This window comes from Solimonas aquatica (assembly GCF_900111015.1).
Taxonomy (GTDB): domain Bacteria; phylum Pseudomonadota; class Gammaproteobacteria; order Nevskiales; family Nevskiaceae; genus Solimonas; species Solimonas aquatica.
The window spans coordinates 1-19324 of sequence record NZ_FOFS01000013.1; the positions used below are offsets into that span (position 1 = coordinate 1).

Here is a 19324-nt window from a genome sequence, read left to right on the forward strand (position 1 = left end):
CAGAAGGTCTTGCCGGCGGAAATCGCCGCGCAGATGCAGGCCGGCATGGAGCGTTACACCAAGGCCAAGAGCCTCGCCGTCATTCTCGCGGCACTGCCGCAGCAGAGCGCAGCGGCTGCTGTCGCGGCGCCGGCAGTGGCAGTGATGGCCGTCGCGCCGGTCGCTGCGAGCGTGGATTACCGCAGCCTGCTGATCGGCATCGTCGCCGAGCGCACCGGCTATCCCACCGAAATGCTCAGCCTCGATGCCGACCTGGAAGCCGATCTGGGCATCGACTCGATCAAGCGCGTGGAAATCATCGGCGCCTTCCAGAAGGTCTTGCCGGCGGAAATCGCCGCGCAGATGCAGACCGGCATGGAGCGTTACACCAAGGCCAAGAGCCTCAGCGCCATTCTCGCGGCCCTGCCCAGCGCCGGCGCGCCTCTCGCCGCTGCCGCCACGCCCGCCGCCGGCGACAGCCTCAGCGTCAAGCCCGGCGTGAAGGCCAGCGAGGCTGCGGTCAGCGTCACGCCGCGTTATGTGATGAAGCCGCGTGCTGCGCCGCTGCCCAAGGCGCGCGTCAAGCTCTCGGGCCTGGCCCTGCTGCTCGGCGGCCCCGCCGCGCTGGTGCAGGCCCTGAGCGCGGCGCTGAGCGCCGAAGGCATGACGCCAGTGGCAATCACCAGCAGCCAGCCGCAGGCACTGCGCGAGGCGATTGTCGCCGCGCGTCAGCAGCACGGCGCGGCGCGCGCGGTCTTGCACCTGTTCGGCATGGAAGCCTCGCAGCCGCAGAACCTGAGCGAGTGGCGCGGCTGCTACCAGCGCGACATCCTCAGCCTGTTCCATGGCCTGAAGGCCGTGGAAGGTGATCTGGCACAGCTGCGCGCGGTGGCCGCCACCCGCTTCGGCGGCAGCTTCGGCCGCGACACCATCGACGAGGGCGTGGCCACCGGTGGCGGCGCCAACGGTCTGTTCAACTGCCTGCGCCAGGAGTATCCGAAGTCGCGGCTGCGCGCGGTGGACTTCGACGGTCAGAGCGAAGCGGAAATCGCCGCCCTGCTCAGCGCCGAGCTGGCCAGCGACTGCAGCGAGCCGGAAGCCGGCTATGTGGACAGCAAGCGCTGCGGCTACTACACCGCTGCGCAGCCGCTGTCCGCCAGCCCCTTCCCGGCGGCGGTGACGCCGGCCGGCGACTGGGTGGTGCTGGTCACCGGCGGCGCACGCGGCATCACCGCCGAGATCGTCGAAGAACTCGTGCGTCCGGGCATGCAGCTGGTGCTGCTGGGCCGCACCGCCGCGCCGGGACCCGAGTCCGCCGACACCGCCGCCTGCGCCGATGCCGCACAGCTCAAGTCGGCGATTCTCAAGCGTCGCCTCGCGGCCGGCGAGAAACCCAAGCCCGTGGAGATCGACCGCGAAGTCAGCCGCGTGCTGACTGACCGTGAAATCCGCCAGAACCTGGCCCGCATCAGCGCCGCCGGCGCCAAGGTCGAATACCTGGCCTGTGATGTGCGCGACGAAGCGGCCTTCGCGCAGGTGATCGACTCGCTCTACGAGCGTCACGGCAAGATCGACGCGGTGCTGCACGGCGCCGGCGTGATCGAGGACAAGCTGTTTGCCGACAAGACCGCCGAGTCCTTCGAGCGCGTGCTGGGCACCAAGCTCGATCCGGCCTTCGTGCTCACCCAGCGCCTGCGTCCGCAGAGCCTGAAGCTGATGGCCTTCTTCACCTCGGTGGCCGGCCGTTACGGCAACCAGGGCCAGGGCGACTACGCCTGCGCCAACGAGACGCTCAACCGTCTCGCCTGGCAGCTGCAGCACGCCTGGACGCAGACCCGCGTGATTGCCATCAACTGGGGTCCCTGGGACGCCGGCATGGCCAGCGAGGGCGTGCGCCGCGCCTTTGCCGAACGCGGCATCGAAGCCATTCCGGTGCCCTCGGGCCGCCGCTTCTTCCTCGAAGAGCTGCTCTACGGTCCGCGCCACGACGTGGAAATCGTCGCCGGCGCCGGTCCCTGGTACAGCGGCGAGGCCGAGGCCAGCGAACCGGCCGCGCCGGCGGGCGGCGCGAGCCTGCCGCTGCTGCGCGGCGCGCCGCGCATGGGCCCCGGCGGCAACATGATGCTGGACCACCAGTTCACGCTGGAGTCCGATCCTTATCTGATCGATCACCGCCTCGACGGCAAGGGCGTGCTGCCCGCCACCGCCGCGCTGGAATGGATGGCGCAGTTCGTCAGCGCCGCCTGGCCGGGCTGGCATGTGATCGAGATGCGCGACATGCGTCAGCTCAACAGCGTGATGCTCGATGCCGAGCACGAGGGCAAGCGCAGCGTGCAGCTGCGCGCGCGGGCCTCCTCGCACTCCGACTTTTCCGGTCAGACCGTGACGGTGGAGATCGTCGATCCGGCCAGGAAGCTGCCCTTCTACCGCGCCACCGCCGTGCTGCTGCAACAGCCCCCGCAAGCCGCGCCCGCCACCAGCGTGGCGGCGCTGGACAAGGGCAAGCCCTTTGCCGCGCAGGATGCCTATGCGCACTTCCTGTTCCACGGTCCGCGCTTCCAGCTGGCACGCGAGATTCCGGCGGTGTCCGCCGAGGGTCTGGACGCGCTGCTGCGACCGACCCTGCCGGGCGAATGGCTGCCGGATGCACAAGGCCGCTGGCTGTTCGATCCGGGCCTGCTCGACGTGGCGCCGCAGATGGCCATCGTCTGGGCGCGCATCAACCGCAACATGACCGCCCTGCCCTCGGCCTTCGCCTCCGTGCGCCGCTACGGCAGCGCGCCGCTGCCCGCGCAGCTCAAGCTCTGTCTGCGCATGCAGCCGGCGCCGCACGAGGCCGCCGTGGTCTATGACGCGCTGTTCTTCGATGAGCGCAACCAACTGCGCCTGGAAATGCGCGGCTGCGAAAGCACCATGAGCGCGGCACTCAACCGTCTGGGCGGCCAGGCCGTGAACACGGACAGCGGCAAGCCGCAGGAAAGCGCCTGAGCCCGGCATGAGCAAAAAACTCGATATCGCCATCATCGGTGTCGCCGGCATCTATCCGGGTGCCGGCAACGCGCGTCAGTACTGGCAGAACATTCTCGACAAGGTGGACGCCGTCACCGACGGCACCCCGGAATGGGCGGGCCCCACCTTCGAGGAAAACGCCACCGACGACGACCGCATCTACACCACGCGTGGCGGTTTTCTGGGTGAACATGCGCGCGTCAATCCGCAGCTCTATGGCGTGATGCCGAGCGTGGCGGCCGGCGCCGATCCGGATCATCTGCTGGTGCTCAAGTGCGCGCACGATGCCCTGGAAGATGCCGGCTATCTCCACAAGGATTTCGACCGCCAGCGCGCGGGCGTGATCATCGGTCGCGGCACTTACGGCAATCGCGGCATGCTCGGCACCATGTCGCGCACCGCGTTTCTGGATCAGGCCATGGAGCTGATCCGCGGCGTGCGTCCGGACTTCACCGACGCCGACATCCGCGCCCTGAAGACCGCGCTGAAAGCCCAGCTGCCGCCGTTCCAGGGCGAGCACATCGGCGTGCTCACGCCGAACGTGATTGCCGGCCTGGTGGCCAACCGCCTGAACCTGATGGGGCCAAGCTTCATCGTCGATGCCGCCTGCGCCACCACCATGATTGCGCTGGAAGCGGCGGTGCGCGAGCTGCGCAGCGAGCGCTGCGATCTGATGCTGATCGGCGGCTCGCAGGTGCACACGCCGCCGCAGATCTTCATGCAGTTCTGCCGCATCAACGCGCTGTCGCGCGACCGCATCCGTCCCTTCCAGAAAGGCGCCGACGGCACCCTGCTGGGCGAGGGCGTGGGCGTGCTGGTGCTCAAGCGCCGTGCCGATGCCGAACGCGACGGCGACCGCATCTACGCGGTGATCCAGGGTCTGGGCGTGGCCTCCGACGGGCGCGCCAAGGGCCTGCTCACGCCGCGCCTGGAAGGCGAGATCCTCTCCATCCGCCGCGCCTACGAGAGCAGCGGCATCGATCCCGACACCGTCGATCTGATCGAAGCGCACGGCACCGGCACCTCGGTGGGCGACAAGACCGAGATCGAGGCGCTCAATGCCGTCTACGGCGGCCGCGGTCCGGGACCGCAGGTCGCGATCACGGCCGTGAAGTCCATGATCGGCCACTGCATGCCCGCCTCCGGCGGCGCCTCGCTGATCAAGACCGCGCTGGCCCTGCACCAGAAGGTGCTGCCGCCGATGCTCTGCGAGGAACCCGATCCGGCGCTGGGTCTGGAGCAGACGCCGTTCTACATCAACACCGAGACGCGGCCCTGGACGCATGGCAAGGCGCATCCGCGCCGCGCCGGCGCCAATGCCTTCGGCTTCGGCGGCATCAACACGCATGTGATTCTCGAGGAGCATGTCGAAAGCCGCGCCACCCAGGTGCAGGTGCTGCACGCGCCCAGTGATTCCGAGCTGCTGACGCTCGGTGCCGATTCGCGCCTGCAGCTGCTGGAACGCATCACGGCGGCGCGCGCGCAGCTGGCCGCTGGCGCCACGCTGGCGGAAGTTGCCAAGGCCTGCAGCGTGCATGCGCGCGGCGAGCATCGTCTCGCGGTGGTGGCCAGCAACAGCGCCGATCTCGACAAGAAGCTGGCGCAGGCGCAGGACAAGCTCGGCGCCGCCGATGCCAAGCCCTTCAAGACCCGTGGCGGCCTGCATTACGGGCGCGGCGCGGCACCGGGCAAGCTCTGCTTCCTGTTCCCCGGCGAAGGCTCGCAATACCCGAACATGCTCGCCGATCTCTGCGTGCAGTTCCCGCAGGTGCGCGAGTGGTTCGACTTCATGGAAGAGAACGCGGCGCGGCGCGGCAGCGAGTCGCGTGCGCCGCTGCTGTTCCCGGCGCCAACCTGCCTCACCGAAGCACAGCGCCAGGTCCTGGAAGAGCGCCTCTACGAAATGGACGTGGCTTCGGAGAGCGTGTTCGCCGCGAGCCTGGGCCTGCACAGCCTGCTGCAGCATCTGGATCTTGCACCCGATGCCATGCTCGGCCACAGCACCGGCGAGAACACCGTGCTCACCGCTGCCGGCGTCAACCGCGTGCAGCACCGCAACCAGACCGCCGATGCGGTGCGCGATTTCCATCGCATCTATCGCGAGCTCGACGCCGCCGGCAAGATCGCCGAAGGCACGCTGCTGACCATCGGCGGCCTCAATGCCGCCACGCGCAAGAGCCTGCTCGATGATCTGGGCGAGATGCTGCTGGCGATGGACAACTGCCCCAATCAGGTGGTGCTGTTCGGACCGCCGGCAGCCGCCGAGCGCCTGCGCGAACGGCTCAGCGCCGAAGGCGCGATCTGCCAGATCCTGCCGTTCGGCCGCGCTTATCACACCGCGCTGTTCAAGCCCCTGGCCGACGCCTTCCGCGACTACTTCAAGAAGCTGGACCTCGGCCCCGGCCGCACGGCGCTGTACAGCGCCTCGACCGGCGCGCCCTTCCCGGAGGATGCCGACGGCATCCGCGAGCTGGCCGCACGGCAGTGGGAGAACCCGGTGCGCTTCACGCAGACCGTGGAGCGCCTGTACGCCGATGGTTATCGCGTGTTCCTGGAGGTGGGCCCCAGCGGCAATCTCACCTCCTTCGTCGGCGACATCCTGCGCAGTCACGACGATGTGCTGGCGGTGTCCTGCAACAGCCGCCGCAAGGCCGATCTGCCGCATCTGCACCAGACCCTGGCGCAGCTGCACGCCATCGGCATCGGCTTCGATCCCTCGCAGCTGTTCGTCAATCGCGAGATCGCGGCGCTGGACCTGGCCACGCCCAAGGCACCGGTCAAGCCGGTGCCGCAGCTCAAGCTGGTCAATCCCACCTGGAAGCTGCCCGAGCAGTTCAAGAAGCCGTTGCCCACGCAGACCGTCACCGTGATGGCGCCCACGCCCGCGCCTGGCCCGGCTGCGAGCGCCGCGCCGCCGCTTCCGGCAGTGCCCGGCCTGCCGGCCGCCGCCGGCAGCACGCAGGACCCGCGCCTGAGCGCGCTGCAGGCACATTTCTCGCTGATGCAGGATTTCCTCGACAGCCAGGCGCGCGTGCTGGGTCTGCTCGGCAGCAGCGCGCCGCAGACTGCTGCGGTCGCGGCGCCTGCCGGCGTCGCGACCAGCGTGCCGCAGGGTTTTGATCCGGCTTATCCGATGCTCGGTGTGATCACCGAGCAGGCGCCGGGCAAGCAGACCAGCGAACGCATCTTCGATATCGGGCACGATCGGTTCCTGCGCGATCACACCCTGGGCAATGCGCCCAGCGGCAGCGATCCGTCACTCTGCGGCCTGCCGGTGATTCCCTTCACCTTCAGCATGGAGCTGATTGCCCAGGCCGCCGCGCGCCTGATCAATCGCACCGACCGCGTGGTGATCGCCATCGAGAACTCGCGCGGCAGCCGCTGGCTGTCGCTGGACAAGGGCACCGTGCATCTGCGCGTGATCGCCGAGCAGCGCGGCGAGGACCAGGCGCATTGCCGCGTGTTCCTGCTGGGCGAGAGCAATACGCCCGGCGGCGTGCTGGTGTTCGAAGGCACGGTGCTGCTGGCGGCGGGCTATCCGCCCGCACCGCCGGCGCAGCCGCTGCCGAGCACCGGCCTGCAGCCGCCGGTGCTGCATCAGCCCGGTCAGCTGTACAGCCAGGGCATGTTCCATGGCCCGCGCCTGCAGGGCTGCACGCGTCTGGCCGGCTTCAACGCCGCCGGCATGATTGCCGACATGGTGTCCATCGCCACGCGCGATTACTTCGCCAGCACGGCGACGCCGCGCTTCCAGTTCGACGCCGCGCTGCTGGATGCCGCAGGGCAAGTGGCGGGCTTCTGGCTGCGCGAACGCAGCGTGGGCCTGCCCAACTGCTTCCCCTTCCGCGTGCAGCGCCTGAGCCTGTACGCGCCACCGCCGGCCGCCGGCCTGCGCTTCGTCTGCCATGGCGCGATCCAGATGCAGGGCGACACGCAGCTGTCCGCGCGCTGGGATGTGGTGGATGCGCAGCAGCGCCTGATCATGCGCGCCGAGGGCTGGGATGATCGCGTGTTCAGCGCGCCGGAACGTTTCTTTGCCTTCCGGCTCGATCCGGTCCGCGCGCGCCTGAGCACGCCGGCCCTGGCCGAACGTCTGCCGACGGAACTGTGTCTGCGCCGTCTCGAACCGCTGCCGGAAGGCACGCTCGATGAAGGCGGCACGATCTGGAAGCGCATGTTCGCGCACATGGTCCTGAGCCGCGCCGAACGCGAGCTGTTCTACGCCCTGCCCGCACAAGGTCCGCGTCGCGAGGAATGGCTGATGGGCCGGCTCGCCGCCAAGGACGCGGTGCGCGACTGGTATGCGCAGCGCGGCCACGCCGATCTGGCGCCGGCCGATGTCGAAATCCTCAGCGATGCGCAGGGCCGCCCCTATGTGCGCTGCGCACTCGCCGCGCCGCTCGCCGCGCCGGCGGTGTCGCTGGCGCACAGCCAGCGCTGGGCCGGCGCGGTGGCGGCCGATGCCAGCGTCAGCCTGGGCCTGGACTACCAGCGCCTGGGCGGCGTGCGCAGCGAAGACCTGCTGGCCGGCGGTTTCTCGGCCGCCGAGCAGGCCCTGGCGCTGGCGCAGCAGTCCGATGCCGCGACGCGCGAACGCAATCTGGTGGCGCTCTGGTGCGCCAAGGAAGCGGCGGCCAAGGCTGCCGGCAGCGGACTGCAGGGCCGCCCGCTGGACTGGCAGGTGGTGGCCGCCGCACTCGATACCCGCAATGGCGCGCCGCCGGTGGCGCGCGTGCGTCACGCGCAGCAGGATTACGACGTTGCCCTGCACTTCGAACACGGTGCGATTCTTGCGCTTTGCGTCACCGCGGCGGCGCAGTCGCAGCCGCTGGGTGCCTCCCACTGACTTTCCGTCCACACTCGATCCCATGACCACGACCCTATTCATCGGCCTCGACGGCTGCACCTTCACCGTACTGGATCAGCTGATCAGCGATCTGCCGGGCGAAGGCATCACCATGCCGTTCATGAAGAGCCTGATCGAACGCGGCGTGCGCGCGCGTCTGCGCTCCACGCCCAATCCGCTCACGCCGCCGGCCTGGACCAGCATCATGACCGGCAAGAATCCCGGCGAGCACGGCGTGTTCGAATTCATCCGCGCCGAAGACAAGGGCAACGAAGTCTTCTGGACGCTCTACGACGCGCGCAACGTGGACGCCGAAACCATCTGGTCGGTGGCCTCGCGCAAGAAGAAGACCATCGCCGCACTGAACTTCCCGCTCACCGCGCCGGCGCCGGAGAACATCAAGGGCGCCGTGGTGCCGGGCTTCATTCCCGCCAAGCATCTGCGCCGCAACACGCATCCGCGTGAACTGTTCGAGCGCATCAAGCAGGACGTGCCGGGCTTCGATCCCAAGGAACTGGCCTGGGACTTCGACAAGGAAAAGCAGGCCATGGAATCGCTCTCGGCGGATGAGACCGCCAAGTGGGTGCGCTACCACCTGCCGCGCGAGGAGCAATGGTTCCGCGTCGCCGAATACATCCTGGGCACCGACAAGCCGGACCTGATGGCGGTGATGTTCGACGGCACCGACAAGATCCAGCATCAGGCCTGGCCCTGGCTGGACCAGAGCCTGCTGCCGAAGAACCCGCAGGGTCACGACAAGGAAATGCGCGAGGTCTGCCTGGAGTACTTCCGCAATCTCGACGGTTACATCAAGCGCCTGGTGGAAATGGCCGGCCCGGACACGCAGGTGTTCTTCGCCAGCGACCACGGCTTCACCGCTTCCAACTTCGTGCTGCGCATCAACACCTATCTCGAAGAGAAGGGTTACCTGAAGTGGGGCGTGAACGACGGCAGCGAGATGGCGCTGCGTCGCGAGGCTTCCGACTTCGCCAATCTCGACTGGTCGCAGACCACCGCCTGCTGCCTGACGCCCTCTTCCAACGGCATCAGCATCCGCGTCAAGCAGAAGCCGGGCGACCCGGGCATCGAGCCTTCCGAATACGAGGCCTTCCGCGAAAAGCTGATGAAGGATCTCTACGAGCTCAAGGACCCGGTCAGCGGTGAGCCGGTGATCGTCGATCTGCTCAAGCGCGAGGAATGGTTCCCCGGTCAGCACATGAAGCTGGCGCCGGATCTGACCATGGTGCTGCGCGACCACGGCTTCGTCTCCATCCGCAATCTCAAGCCCTCCATCGTGCATCGTCCCAGCCCCATCGGCACGCATCACCCGGATGGCATCTTCATCGCCGTCGGCCCCGGCATCCCGGCGGCGGGCCTGGTGGAGACGCGCAAGATCGTCGACGTGGCGCCGACGCTGCTCTACAGTGCGGGCGTTGCCGTCCCTTCCGATTTCGAGGGCGAAGTGCCGCCGAGCTTCTTCAGCGAAGCCTGGCTGGCCGAGCACCCGGTGAAGAAGGGCGCACGCACCCAACACGCCAAACGCATGGAGATGGAGCAGGAAATGGACGCGAACGAACAGAAGCAGCTGCTCGAACAATTGCAGATGCTGGGCTACATGGAATAGCCCGGAGCATGACTGGTACACCTCCCCCGACCGATGACCAGCCCATGACCACCAGCACTCAGGCCCTGCGCGAGTACGGCCTGATGCTCGATCCCTCCGGCAACATCGGCAGTGCCATCCGCTTCGAACGTCCAGCCTACGTCTACTCGCATCTGTTCAAGGACTGCACGATCGGTGCTTTCAGCTTTGCCAACGCAGCGGGCAAGGTCAGCGTGTATCGCTGCCGCATCGGCCGCTATGTGCAGATCGGCGAGTCCACGATTCTGGGCCCGCCCGAGCATCCGCAGGACTGGTTTTCGAACCATCCCTTTGCCTTCACGCGGCCGCGCTACATGCCGCGCATGTACCAGCTACCGGATTTCGCGCGGCTGGCACCGGAGGAGTCGGATGCGCCTTCCTACGTGAACACGGTGCGCAACGAAACCATCATCGGCCATGAGGCCTACATCGGCGCGGGTGCCTTCGTGCGACGCGGCATCACCATCGGCAACGGCGCCGCCATCGGCGCGCGGGCGGTGGTGACGCGTGATGTGCCGGACTACGCGATCGTGGTGGGCAATCCGGCGCGCGTGCTGCGTCTGCGGTTTGCCGAGAACATCGTGGCGCGCATGCAGAAGCTGGCCTGGTGGCGTTTTGATCTGGCACCGTACAAGCATCGTGTGGACTGGTCCAAGGTGGAACCCACGCTGGGCTTCCTGGAAGACGAGCTGGCCGCCGGCCGCCTGCAGCTCTTGCGTCCCGACACCTATGAGGTGCGGCGCGAAGGCCATGGCTATGCCGTGCAGCAGCTGCCCGAGCCCCTGTTCGCCTGAAAGCCTGATGCACGCGTGCCCGCCAAAGCTCTCTCGTTGCGCGGCAAGCGCGCTCCCCGGCCCAACCGTCGGGCGGGTCAGGCGCGCGCGCGCTGGAAGCCGCCGTTGTGAGTTTGCTGTTTTTGCTTCGCGTGATGCTCAATCTATTGCCTTCTTCCACCGCCCTTCGGCGGCGGACTTACTTCTCTTTGCTTGTGCAAAGAGAAGTAAGCAAGAGAAAGCACACCCCGGCTCCGGCGCCCGCTGCGCGGGTGCCTTCGCTGTGCAACGTGCTCGGGGCCGTTGCAGACACGCCATCCTGGCGTGGCTGCAACTGAGCCGGACTTCCATGTCCGGCTCTCCCCTGCGCTCGCCGCACAGCTCAGCGCCAGAGACGGGGACCCCAAAGTCAAAAGCCACAGCAACAGCAGCTTCGAGCGATAAGCGTCGCTGCGCTGCTGCTTTTGACTTGCCCCCCCTTTGCCTCGCACCGAGCAGCGCAGCGAGCGCAGTGGGAGAATCGAACAGGAAGTTCGATTCAGTTGCAGCCGCGCCATGGATGGCGCGTCTGCAACGGCCCCGAGCACGTGAGCAGCGCAGGCTGCCGGCGCCGCGTCAGCGGCGACGGATGCGAGGCGTAGGGTGTGCTTTCTTTTGGCTACTTTTCTTTGCACAAGCAAAGAAAAGTAGCTCGGGCGCCGACAGGCGCACGAAACCGAGGCGTAATCGAGCACCATACACAGCAACAAACAGCAAAGCCCAGCGGCCTATGGCGCTCGCGCGCCTAAGCCGCCCTACGGTTTTGGCGGCGTTGCAGACGCGCCGGATCGTCCCGACATTGCCAGGCCTCGCCTCATGAGCCAGCTCGACCTCGACGCCGAATCCCTCTACGACTACGGCCTCTGGGGCGGTGAAGCGCGTGGCCTGATGGGCACGCTGCGCTTCGAGCGTCCGGCGTACCTGTTCGATGCGCGACGCATCAAGAACGTCACGCTCGGCGCGTTCTCGTACATCAACGGCCAGTACACCAGCAGCCTCTACGACTGCCGCGTCGGCCGCTACTGCTCCATCGCCGAATCCGTGGTGCTCGGCCCTTATGAGCACCCCACCGACGGCCTCACCACCCATACCTTCGCCTTCTCCGGCCCGGACGAATTCCCGCCCTTCTTCCGCTTCCCGGAATATGCCGCCATCGCCCGCGACAGCACGCCGGAAGATTCCATCAACAAGCGCCAGACCGAAGTCGGCCACGACGTCTGGCTCGGCGCCGGCTGCCTGATCAAGCGCGGCGTGAAGATCGGCAACGGCGCGGTGATTGCCGCGCATGCGGTGGTCACGCGCGACGTGCCGGACTACGCCATCGTGGTCGGCGCGCCCGGCAAGGTGCAGCGCCTGCGCTTCGACGAGCGCACGGTCGAGCGCCTGCTGCGCCTGGCCTGGTGGAACTACGATCTGGCGCCGCTGAAGAACCGCATCGATCTGTCGCGCATGCCCGAGGCCCTGGACCTGTTCGAGGCACAGCTCGCCGCCGGCGCGCTGCAGCCGCTGCAGCCGAAGAGCTACGAAGTGCGCCGCAAGCCGGGCCCGCGCTTCGATGTGCGCGAGCTGCCGGCACCGTTGTTCTAAAAAGCATCCCCCTTTTCTTTCTTTTCCACTGTCATAGACGGACGACATCATCATGAGCGAAAGCGACCGCCTCGTGCCCAAACTGGTCAGCCTGCTGGAAGACTTCACGCAGGACTGGGATCGCGACAGCGAAGCGCCGATGACGCGCGACACCAAGCTGCTCGCCGATCTGGGTTTCGAATCCATCGACATCATCCAGCTGCTGGTGGCCATCGAGCAGGACATCACCCACAAGAAAGTGCCTTTCGATCAGCTGCTGATGAGCAAGGGCCGCTACGTGGATGACCTGAGCATCGGCCAGATCGCCGACTTCCTCGCCCAGCACACCGCGTAAAACCCCGGCATGAGCGCCAAGCTCGCCGTCCAGCAGTTCGGGCAGGGGCCGGACCTGGTGCTGGTGCATGGCCTGGGTGCGAGCCGCGCGTTCTGGTATCCGCGCCTCGCCGCGCCCCTGGCGGCGCAGCACCGCGTCACGCTCTACGATCTGCGCGGCCACGGTTACAGCGAGCGCACGCAGGACGGTTACAGCGCCAGCGCGCAGGCCGATGATCTGCTGCGCCTGATGGACGCGCAGAACATCGAGCGCGCGGTGCTGATCGGTCACAGCTACGGCGGCGGCATCGTGCTGGAAGCGGCGCTGCGTGCGCCGGAGCGCTGCCGCGCACTGTGCCTGATGGACACCCGCATCCAGCGCCTGCAGCCCGAGCTGCGCCTGCACGATGCGCAGCCGCTGACGCCCTTCGAGCAGGCGGTGGCGGCAAGCCAGCCGGGCGAAGGCGAGAACAGCTGGGAGCACGAACGCGAGGTGGGCTTCCGTTTCATCGAAGCGGCGGCGCGCTGCGTGACCGGCAATATCGAGCTGGAGGTGCGCGACGAGGTCACGCCCTTTGGCGAAGGGCGCGGCGCCAAGCGTGCCGCGCAGGCCTGGCTGCATCTGCTCGACCACACCGCCGCGCGCGCGGAATTTCTCGAAGCCGGCGCCACGCTCGATGAGATTCAGCGCCTGCGCGTGCCGGCACTGCTGATGTACGCCTCCCACACACGCGCCCTGAAGAGCGCGCAAGCCCTGCAGGCCGCCTGGCCGCAGGCGCGCTTCCTGCAGATACCGCGCTCCGGACATTTCTTTCCGATGAGCCACAGCGAGATCTGCCTGGAACATCTAAGACAATTTCTGGGGGAACTGCCATGAGCGCATCGCACACCGCCAAGGGACTGGACGGACTCAAGGTTCTGGAACTGTCCGGCGGTGTGGCCAGCGCTTTCTGCGGCAAGCTGCTGGCGGGTTTCGGCGCGCAGGTGCTGCGCCTCACGCGCGAAGGCCGCAGCGAGACACTCAGCGCCGAAGAACAGGCCTGGCTGCATACCGGCAAGCACTGGGGCCTGCTCGATGCGCAACAGGCCGCTGCGCAGCTGCAGAGCCTGCTGGCGCAGGCCGACATCCTCATCGACCAATGGGCGCCCGGCGAGCTGGGCAAACTCTGCGGCCGCATCGAGTCGCTGCGCGCCGCGTATCCGCAGCTGATCATCTGCCAGATCGCGCCCTTCGGGCAGGAGGGTCCGCGCCGCGACTGGCAGGCCAGTGCCCTCACGCTCTACGCCGCCTCGGGGCTCATGCACTGCACCGGCGATGGCGCGCGTGAACCGCTCAATGCCGGCTTTCATCTGGTGGAAACCACCGGCGGCCTCAATGCCTACATCGCCTGCCTGATGGCGCTGCTGCGCCGCGAGCGCGATGGCGGCGGCGAGCACATCGATCTGTCGCTGCAGGAATCGGCGATGGAGAACGGCGAAGTGGCGCTGATGGAATACGCCGCCACCGGCAAGCTGGCGCGCCGCGCCGCCGACAATCACGCCATGGTGCCCTGGCGCACCTATCCCTGCGCCGATGGCGAGGCCACCATCATCGGCGGCCCGATCCGCAACTGGCTGCGCGCCGCCGCGATGTTCGAGGAACCGGAACTCACCGGCCCCCAATACGAGAACATGGGCCAGCGCATGGCCCATCGCGCTGCGGTCGAGGCGCTGATGAAGCCGTTTCTGGACAAGAGCGGCAAGCGTGAGCTGTTCGCGCGCGGTCAGGCCGCGGGTCTGGCCTGGTCCTATCTCGCCAGCATCGGCGAGGCGCTGGATGATCCGCAGTACGCGGCGCGCGGCTACTTCACCGACGTCCACGATCCGCAGCTCGGCCGCTGCCGCATGCCGGATGCGCCGTTTCGCGGCAGCGAACTGTGCTGGCAGACACGTCCGGCGCCGACGCCTGAACCGGCAGGCACCGCTCTGGCCGCGCGCTTCGGCGCCGGGGAAAAAACCTCCCGCCGCCAGCAGACCGGCGCCGGCAAGCGCGCAGCCGAGGCGCCGCCGCTGGCCGGCATCCGCGTGCTGGATCTCACGCATGACTGGGCCGGCCCGCATTGCTGCCGCGTGATGGCGGACTACGGCGCCGAGGTGCTCAAGGTCGAATACCACAAGCGTCTCGACGGCATGCGCGGCGGCTTTCCCGCCAAGGTCAATGAACACGCGCGCTTCTGGCAGCTGCATCGCAACAAGGGTTCGGCGGCGCTGGATCTGCGCGATGAAGAACATCGCCAGGTATTCACGGCCCTGGTGCGCGAAGCCGATATCGTGGTGGAGAACTCGCGCCCCGGCGTGATGGCGCGCCTGGGCTTCGGCTTTGAGGCGCTGCGCGCGCTCAAGCCCGACATCATCCTGCTGTCGATGTCGGCCTTCGGGGCCAGCGGCCCCTACGCCGCCTACGCCGGCTATGGCGGCACCCTGGAGGCCATCTGCGGCATCCAGGATCTCACCGCCTACGCGCCGCAAGGCCGGCGCATGCGCGTGCGCGAGATGGACGTCACCAACGGCATCTTCGGCACCTGCGCGGCGTTGACTGCGCTCTGGCAGCGCACGCAGACCGGTCGCGGCCAGTGGCTGGATCTGGGCGAATCGGAAACCGCCGCGTATCTGATGGGCGAATACTTCATCCGCGAAGCGCGCGCGCCCGGCAGCGTGCAGCCGCTCGGCAACCGCGATGCGCGCTGCGCACCGCAGGGCTGCTACAAGGCCGCCGGCGAAGACCGCTATCTGGCGCTGAGCGTGCGCAGTGATGCGCAGTGGCAGGCGCTGGCCGCTCGCATCGGCGGCGCGGCACTGGATGCGCGCTATGCCAGCCTCGAAGGCAGACAGCGCGAGCACGACGCGCTCGATGCCCTGCTCGGCGCCTGGATTCTCACGCAGGACGCTGCCGCACTCGCCGCGCAGCTGCAGGATCTGGGCATCGCCGCCGCCCAGGTCTGCAATGCCCGCGATCTCGCCGAGGACGCGCATCTGGCCGCGCGCGGCTGGTGGCAGCAGCTGGCGACGCAGCGCTATCCGGGCTTTCCGTTCCGTCTGGCGCGCGGCGGCGCCAGCCTGCGTACACGCGGTCCGGACCTGGGCCAGGCCAATGCCGAACTGTTCGCGCGCCTGCAGCTCGTGCCGCCGGACCTCAGTCCCGCCCGGCTCGGCACCGCCTACGATCTGTATTGAGGAAAGGCTCAGCCGCGCCGCGCCATCTCGAAGCTGCGGCGGATGTGATCGCCCTGGCCCGAGGGCAGCACCGGAAACACCCAGGGCTCGCGCTGATCACCGATGCGCTGCAGATTCGCCGCGACATCCTCGATGCGCCACGCGGGCTGATACAGACCCTGCGTCTCGGCGAGATACAGCTTGGAGACGCGGCCGGCCATCGAGCTGAGAATCTCGCCACTGAGCGCGCAGGCCTCGTGCGCCAGATAGCCCACCACCGGCGCCACCAGTTCCGGACCCATGGGCGGATAGGCCGAGGTGTCCAGGCCTTCGGCCATGCGCGTCACCGCGCCGGGCGCAATCAGATTGCATTTCACGTCGTGCGCGGCGCCTTCCAGCGCCGCGACATTGCACAGGCCGATCATGCCGGTCTTGGCTGCCGCGTAGTTGGCCACACCCTGATTGCCATACAGGCCGCTCACCGAGGAGGTGAGCACGATGCGCCCGTAGCCCGCCTCGCACATGCGCGCGAAGGCCGGCTGCAGCACATGGAAAGCGCCGTGCAGATGCACATCGAGCACGGCCTTGAAGTCGGCCAGACTCATCTCCTTGATTGGCGCACGGCGCACATTGCCGGCGTTGTGGATCAGGGCATCGATGCGTCCGTAATGATCCAGCGCCGCCTGGATGATGGCGCGGCCGCCGGCCTCGCTGGCCACCGAATCGGTATTGGCCACCGCCTCGCCGCCGGCGCCCCGGATGGCATTCACCACCGCCTGCGCGGGACCGGCGTCGGCACCCTCGCCCTGCAGGCTGCCCCCCAGATCGTTGACCACCACCCTGGCGCCGCGCGCCGCCAGCAGCTCGGCATAGGCGCGGCCCAGGCCACGGCCGGCGCCGGTGATCACCACCACGCGCTCATCGAATCTCAGCTCGTTCATGCACAACTCTCCTGATCCTGCCTGCGGACCTGTTCAGGCCACGGTCTTGTCGCGGCGCAGCTGCGCGATGCGCTGCGCGTCATAGCCCAGCAGTTCGCGCAGCACGCTGTCGGTATGTTCGCCCAACACCGGCGGCGCCGCCGGAATGGGCTGTGAGGCACCGGAAAACCGGATGGGCCGGTTGATGACGGGAATGCTGCCCAGAGCCGCGTGCTGCGTCTGCACCACCATTTCACGCGAGCGCACCTGCGGCTGCGCCAGCGCCGCCTGCACGCCGAGTATCGGCGCGTGCGGCACTTCGAAGCGCGTGAACAGCTCGCAGAGCTGCGCCACCGTGCGCTCGCGCGTGCACGCGCCGATCAAGGCATTGACCTGCTCGCGATGATCGCGACGCTGCGCGATGCTGGCGAAGCGCTCATCACGCAGCCACTCGGGTCTGTCCAGCGCCTCGCAGACGCGCTTCCAGAAGCCGTTGGTGAGACAGGCGATGATGATCGCGCCGTCGCGCGCGGGGAAGCGCCCGTAAGGCACCAGATTGGGATGCTCGCAGCCGCGCGGCTGCGGGTCCTGCCCGGTGAAGAAGGCCAGCTGCGCCAGATAGCCGAGCATGCCGATCATGCCGTCGAGCAGGCTGATGTCGATCAGGCGCCCGCGTCCCGTGGCATGCCGCTCGTGCAGCGCCGCGAGTATGGCGATGGGGCCGTTGATGCCGCCCACCAGATCGCCCAGCGGAATGCCGAGCTTGGTGGGCGCGCCGCCGGCCTCGCCGTTGACGCTGAGCGCGCCCGACAGCGCCTGCAGCACGATGTCGAAGGAAGGTTGATCGCGCAGCGGCCCGGTCTGGCCGAAGCCGGAGATCGAGCAATAGATGAGCCTCGGGTTCAGCGCGGCGAGCGTTTCATGACCCAGGCCCAGACGCGCCATCACGCCGGGCCGGTAGTTTTCGATCAGCACATCGCAGTGCGTGGCCAGTTCCCTGGCCAGCGCGATGCCGGCCGCGGTCTTCAGATCGATGACGATGCTTTTCTTGCCGCGATTGACGCTGAGGAAGTAATGGCTCTCGCCCTCGCGAAACGGCGGGAAGGAACGGGTTTCATCGCCGCCATCCGGCGGCTCCACCTTGATCACCTCCGCGCCCAGATCGGCCAGCGCCAGCGCCGCCGAAGGCCCGGCCAGCACGCGGGTGAAATCCAGCACGCGAATGCCTTGCAGCGGCCCCGCCCACGCCTGCGTCTGCTGCGGGCTCATGCTGACAGGCCTTCGATGAGCAGCGCGCGGTAATCCGCGCTCTTGCGCCGGTGCGGCAGCGCCGCCTGATATTGCGGACTCCGATACCAGGCCCGGGCATCTTCGGCGCTGGGAAATTCCAGCAGCACCACGCCGTCGGGCGCCTCGCCTTCCAGCGCTTCGATGCTGCCGTAGACCACGCAGGGCTTGAGCCGGGGATCACGCGGCGCTGCACGGTTCATGCGCTGGTAGATCGCAAACTCGGCGGGATCCTGGACCTGGCCTTCGCGGATGAACAGCAGATAGGCAGACATCGGACGCTCCTCGTATGGGTTCCCTCACCCTGCGACCTCGGGCAAGGAATCTTCTTGCCACCACGCGCGCTGCGCCTGCGCGCAGCCCGACGATTCCCACGCTCCCAGCCTGCGACGCCATCGCAGGCTGAAGGCTGGGTGAGGCACGCCACTCAATCAAGCTGCACCGCTTGTCGATGGCCCGCCGCCTCACCCTGACCCGCTCCCCGATCGCGACGCGATGAGGGAGCGGGGATTGTCGTTCCTTCTCTGCTGCAGACCTTCATCGGTCATTCCCGCGCAGCGGGAACGCAGGCGCCCGCTCACACAAAGCTCGCCAGCGCCTCCGGCGTGAAGCGTTTCATCTCGTCCCAGCGGCCCGCGCGCACCTTCGCCGCCCAGTCGGAATCGACGATCAGCGCGCGGCCCACCGCCACCAGATCGAATTCGCCGCGTGCCATGCGCGCGGTCAGCGCGTCCAGGCGCGCAGGCTCGGATTCCTCGCCCTTGAAGACGTGAATGAAATCACCCGACAGCCCCACCGAGCCGACGCTGATGGTCAGCGCGCCGGTGAGCTTCTTGGCCCAGCCCGCGAAGTTCAGGCCCTGCTCGCCGTCGATCTCGGGAAACTCCGCGGTCCAGAAGCGCCGCTGCGAGCAGTGCAGCACGTCCACACCGGCTTCCACCAGCGGCAGCAACCAGTCGCTCATCTCCTGCGGGCTCGACGCCAGACGCGCCTGATAGTCCTGCTGCTTCCACTGGCTCACGCGCAGGATGATGGGATAGTCCGGCCCCACGGCCTGGCGGATGCTGGCCACCAGCTCGGCGGCGAAGCGTGAACGCTGCTGGAGCGTGGCACCGCCATAACGGTCTTCACGCCGATTGGTGCCGCCCCAGAAGAACTGGTCGATCAGATAACCATGCGCGCCGTGCAGCTCGATGGTGTCGAAGCCCAGGCGCTTGGCATCCACCGCCGCGCGCACGAAGGCCGCGACGCAGTCGGCCACGTCTTCCTCGCGCATCGCCTTGCCGCGCGGCTTCCCCGGCGCCAGCAGGCCGGACGGACTTTCCATGGGCACCGGCGGCTGCCAGTCGGCGGTGAGACTGCTCACCGCACCCACATGCCAGAGCTGCGGCCCCATCGCCGCGCCGGCCGCGTGCACGGCCTCGATCACCCGCTGCCAGCCGGCCAGCGCCGCGCCATGGAAGAACGGCGCGCCCGGATCATTGCGCGAAGCCGGATGTTCCACCACGGCGCCTTCGGACAGGATCAGGCCCACCTCGCCCTCGGCGCGGCGACGGTAGTAGTCCACATGCGCGGCGCCGGGCAGCCCGTCCTGCGCAAACGAGCGCGTCATCGGCGCCATCACGATGCGATTCTTCAGTTGCAGCGACTTGATGCGCAGCGGCTGGAACAGCACCCCGGTCAAGGCCTGCGACACCGCAATCTCCTCAGGAAAAGAAGCGACCGCGCGTACGCGGCC

At 68.0% G+C, this 19324-nt stretch carries 12 protein-coding genes; 8 read left to right on the forward strand and 4 right to left on the reverse strand.

Features of this window, described 5'->3' with window-relative positions; all coding sequences use genetic code 11:
• The 8 genes from BMY12_RS15725 to BMY12_RS15760 form a co-directional block, all read left to right on the forward strand.
• The coding region (locus BMY12_RS15725) for an SDR family NAD(P)-dependent oxidoreductase (protein WP_143068979.1) at positions 1 to 2967 on the forward strand (2967 nt) is incomplete at its 5' end.
• A gap of 7 nt (positions 2968 to 2974) precedes the next feature.
• Complete coding sequence (locus BMY12_RS15730; RefSeq protein WP_093288369.1) at positions 2975 to 7834, forward strand: type I polyketide synthase; 4860 nt, start codon at positions 2975 to 2977, stop codon at positions 7832 to 7834.
• Between the two features lie 22 nt (positions 7835 to 7856).
• Positions 7857 to 9458 (forward strand): alkaline phosphatase family protein, encoded by a 1602-nt coding sequence (locus BMY12_RS15735; RefSeq protein WP_093288372.1) that lies wholly within the window; start codon positions 7857 to 7859, stop codon positions 9456 to 9458.
• 44 nt (positions 9459 to 9502) lie between these two features.
• Positions 9503 to 10270 carry a CatB-related O-acetyltransferase gene (locus BMY12_RS15740; protein ID WP_093288375.1) on the forward strand — a complete coding sequence of 256 codons (768 nt, stop codon included), beginning with the start codon at positions 9503 to 9505 and terminating at the stop codon, positions 10268 to 10270.
• An 834-nt stretch (positions 10271 to 11104) separates the two neighbouring features.
• On the forward strand, positions 11105 to 11875 hold the full coding sequence (locus tag BMY12_RS15745) for a CatB-related O-acetyltransferase (protein WP_093288378.1): 771 nt from the start codon (positions 11105 to 11107) through the stop codon (positions 11873 to 11875).
• Between the two features lie 52 nt (positions 11876 to 11927).
• Positions 11928 to 12209 (forward strand): phosphopantetheine-binding protein, encoded by a 282-nt coding sequence (locus BMY12_RS15750; protein WP_093288382.1) that lies wholly within the window; start codon positions 11928 to 11930, stop codon positions 12207 to 12209.
• Between the two features lie 9 nt (positions 12210 to 12218).
• A complete protein-coding gene (locus tag BMY12_RS15755) occupies positions 12219 to 13064 on the forward strand; it encodes an alpha/beta fold hydrolase (protein WP_093288385.1) in 846 nt (281 codons plus the stop codon).
• Positions 13061 to 15400, forward strand: coding sequence for a CaiB/BaiF CoA-transferase family protein (locus tag BMY12_RS15760; protein ID WP_093288388.1), 2340 nt, complete (start codon positions 13061 to 13063; stop codon positions 15398 to 15400). Before BMY12_RS15755 ends, BMY12_RS15760 begins: the two co-directional genes overlap by 4 nt.
• 8 nt (positions 15401 to 15408) lie before the next feature.
• On the opposite strand, the gene BMY12_RS15765 is transcribed toward BMY12_RS15760, so the two are convergent.
• The 4 genes from BMY12_RS15765 to BMY12_RS15780 form a co-directional block, all read right to left on the reverse strand.
• A complete protein-coding gene (locus BMY12_RS15765) occupies positions 15409 to 16320 on the reverse strand; it encodes an SDR family NAD(P)-dependent oxidoreductase (RefSeq protein WP_093288392.1) in 912 nt (303 codons plus the stop codon).
• Between the two features lie 33 nt (positions 16321 to 16353).
• A complete protein-coding gene (locus BMY12_RS15770; protein WP_093288396.1) occupies positions 16354 to 17568 on the reverse strand; it encodes a CaiB/BaiF CoA transferase family protein in 1215 nt (404 codons plus the stop codon).
• On the reverse strand, positions 17565 to 17861 hold the full coding sequence (locus tag BMY12_RS15775) for a DUF1330 domain-containing protein (protein WP_093288399.1): 297 nt from the start codon (positions 17859 to 17861) through the stop codon (positions 17565 to 17567). Before BMY12_RS15775 ends, BMY12_RS15770 begins: the two co-directional genes overlap by 4 nt.
• Positions 17862 to 18163: 302 nt before the next feature.
• Positions 18164 to 19282 carry an NADH:flavin oxidoreductase gene (locus tag BMY12_RS15780; protein WP_093288402.1) on the reverse strand — a complete coding sequence of 373 codons (1119 nt, stop codon included), beginning with the start codon at positions 19280 to 19282 and terminating at the stop codon, positions 18164 to 18166.
• Positions 19283 to 19324: the final 42 nt, after the last annotated feature.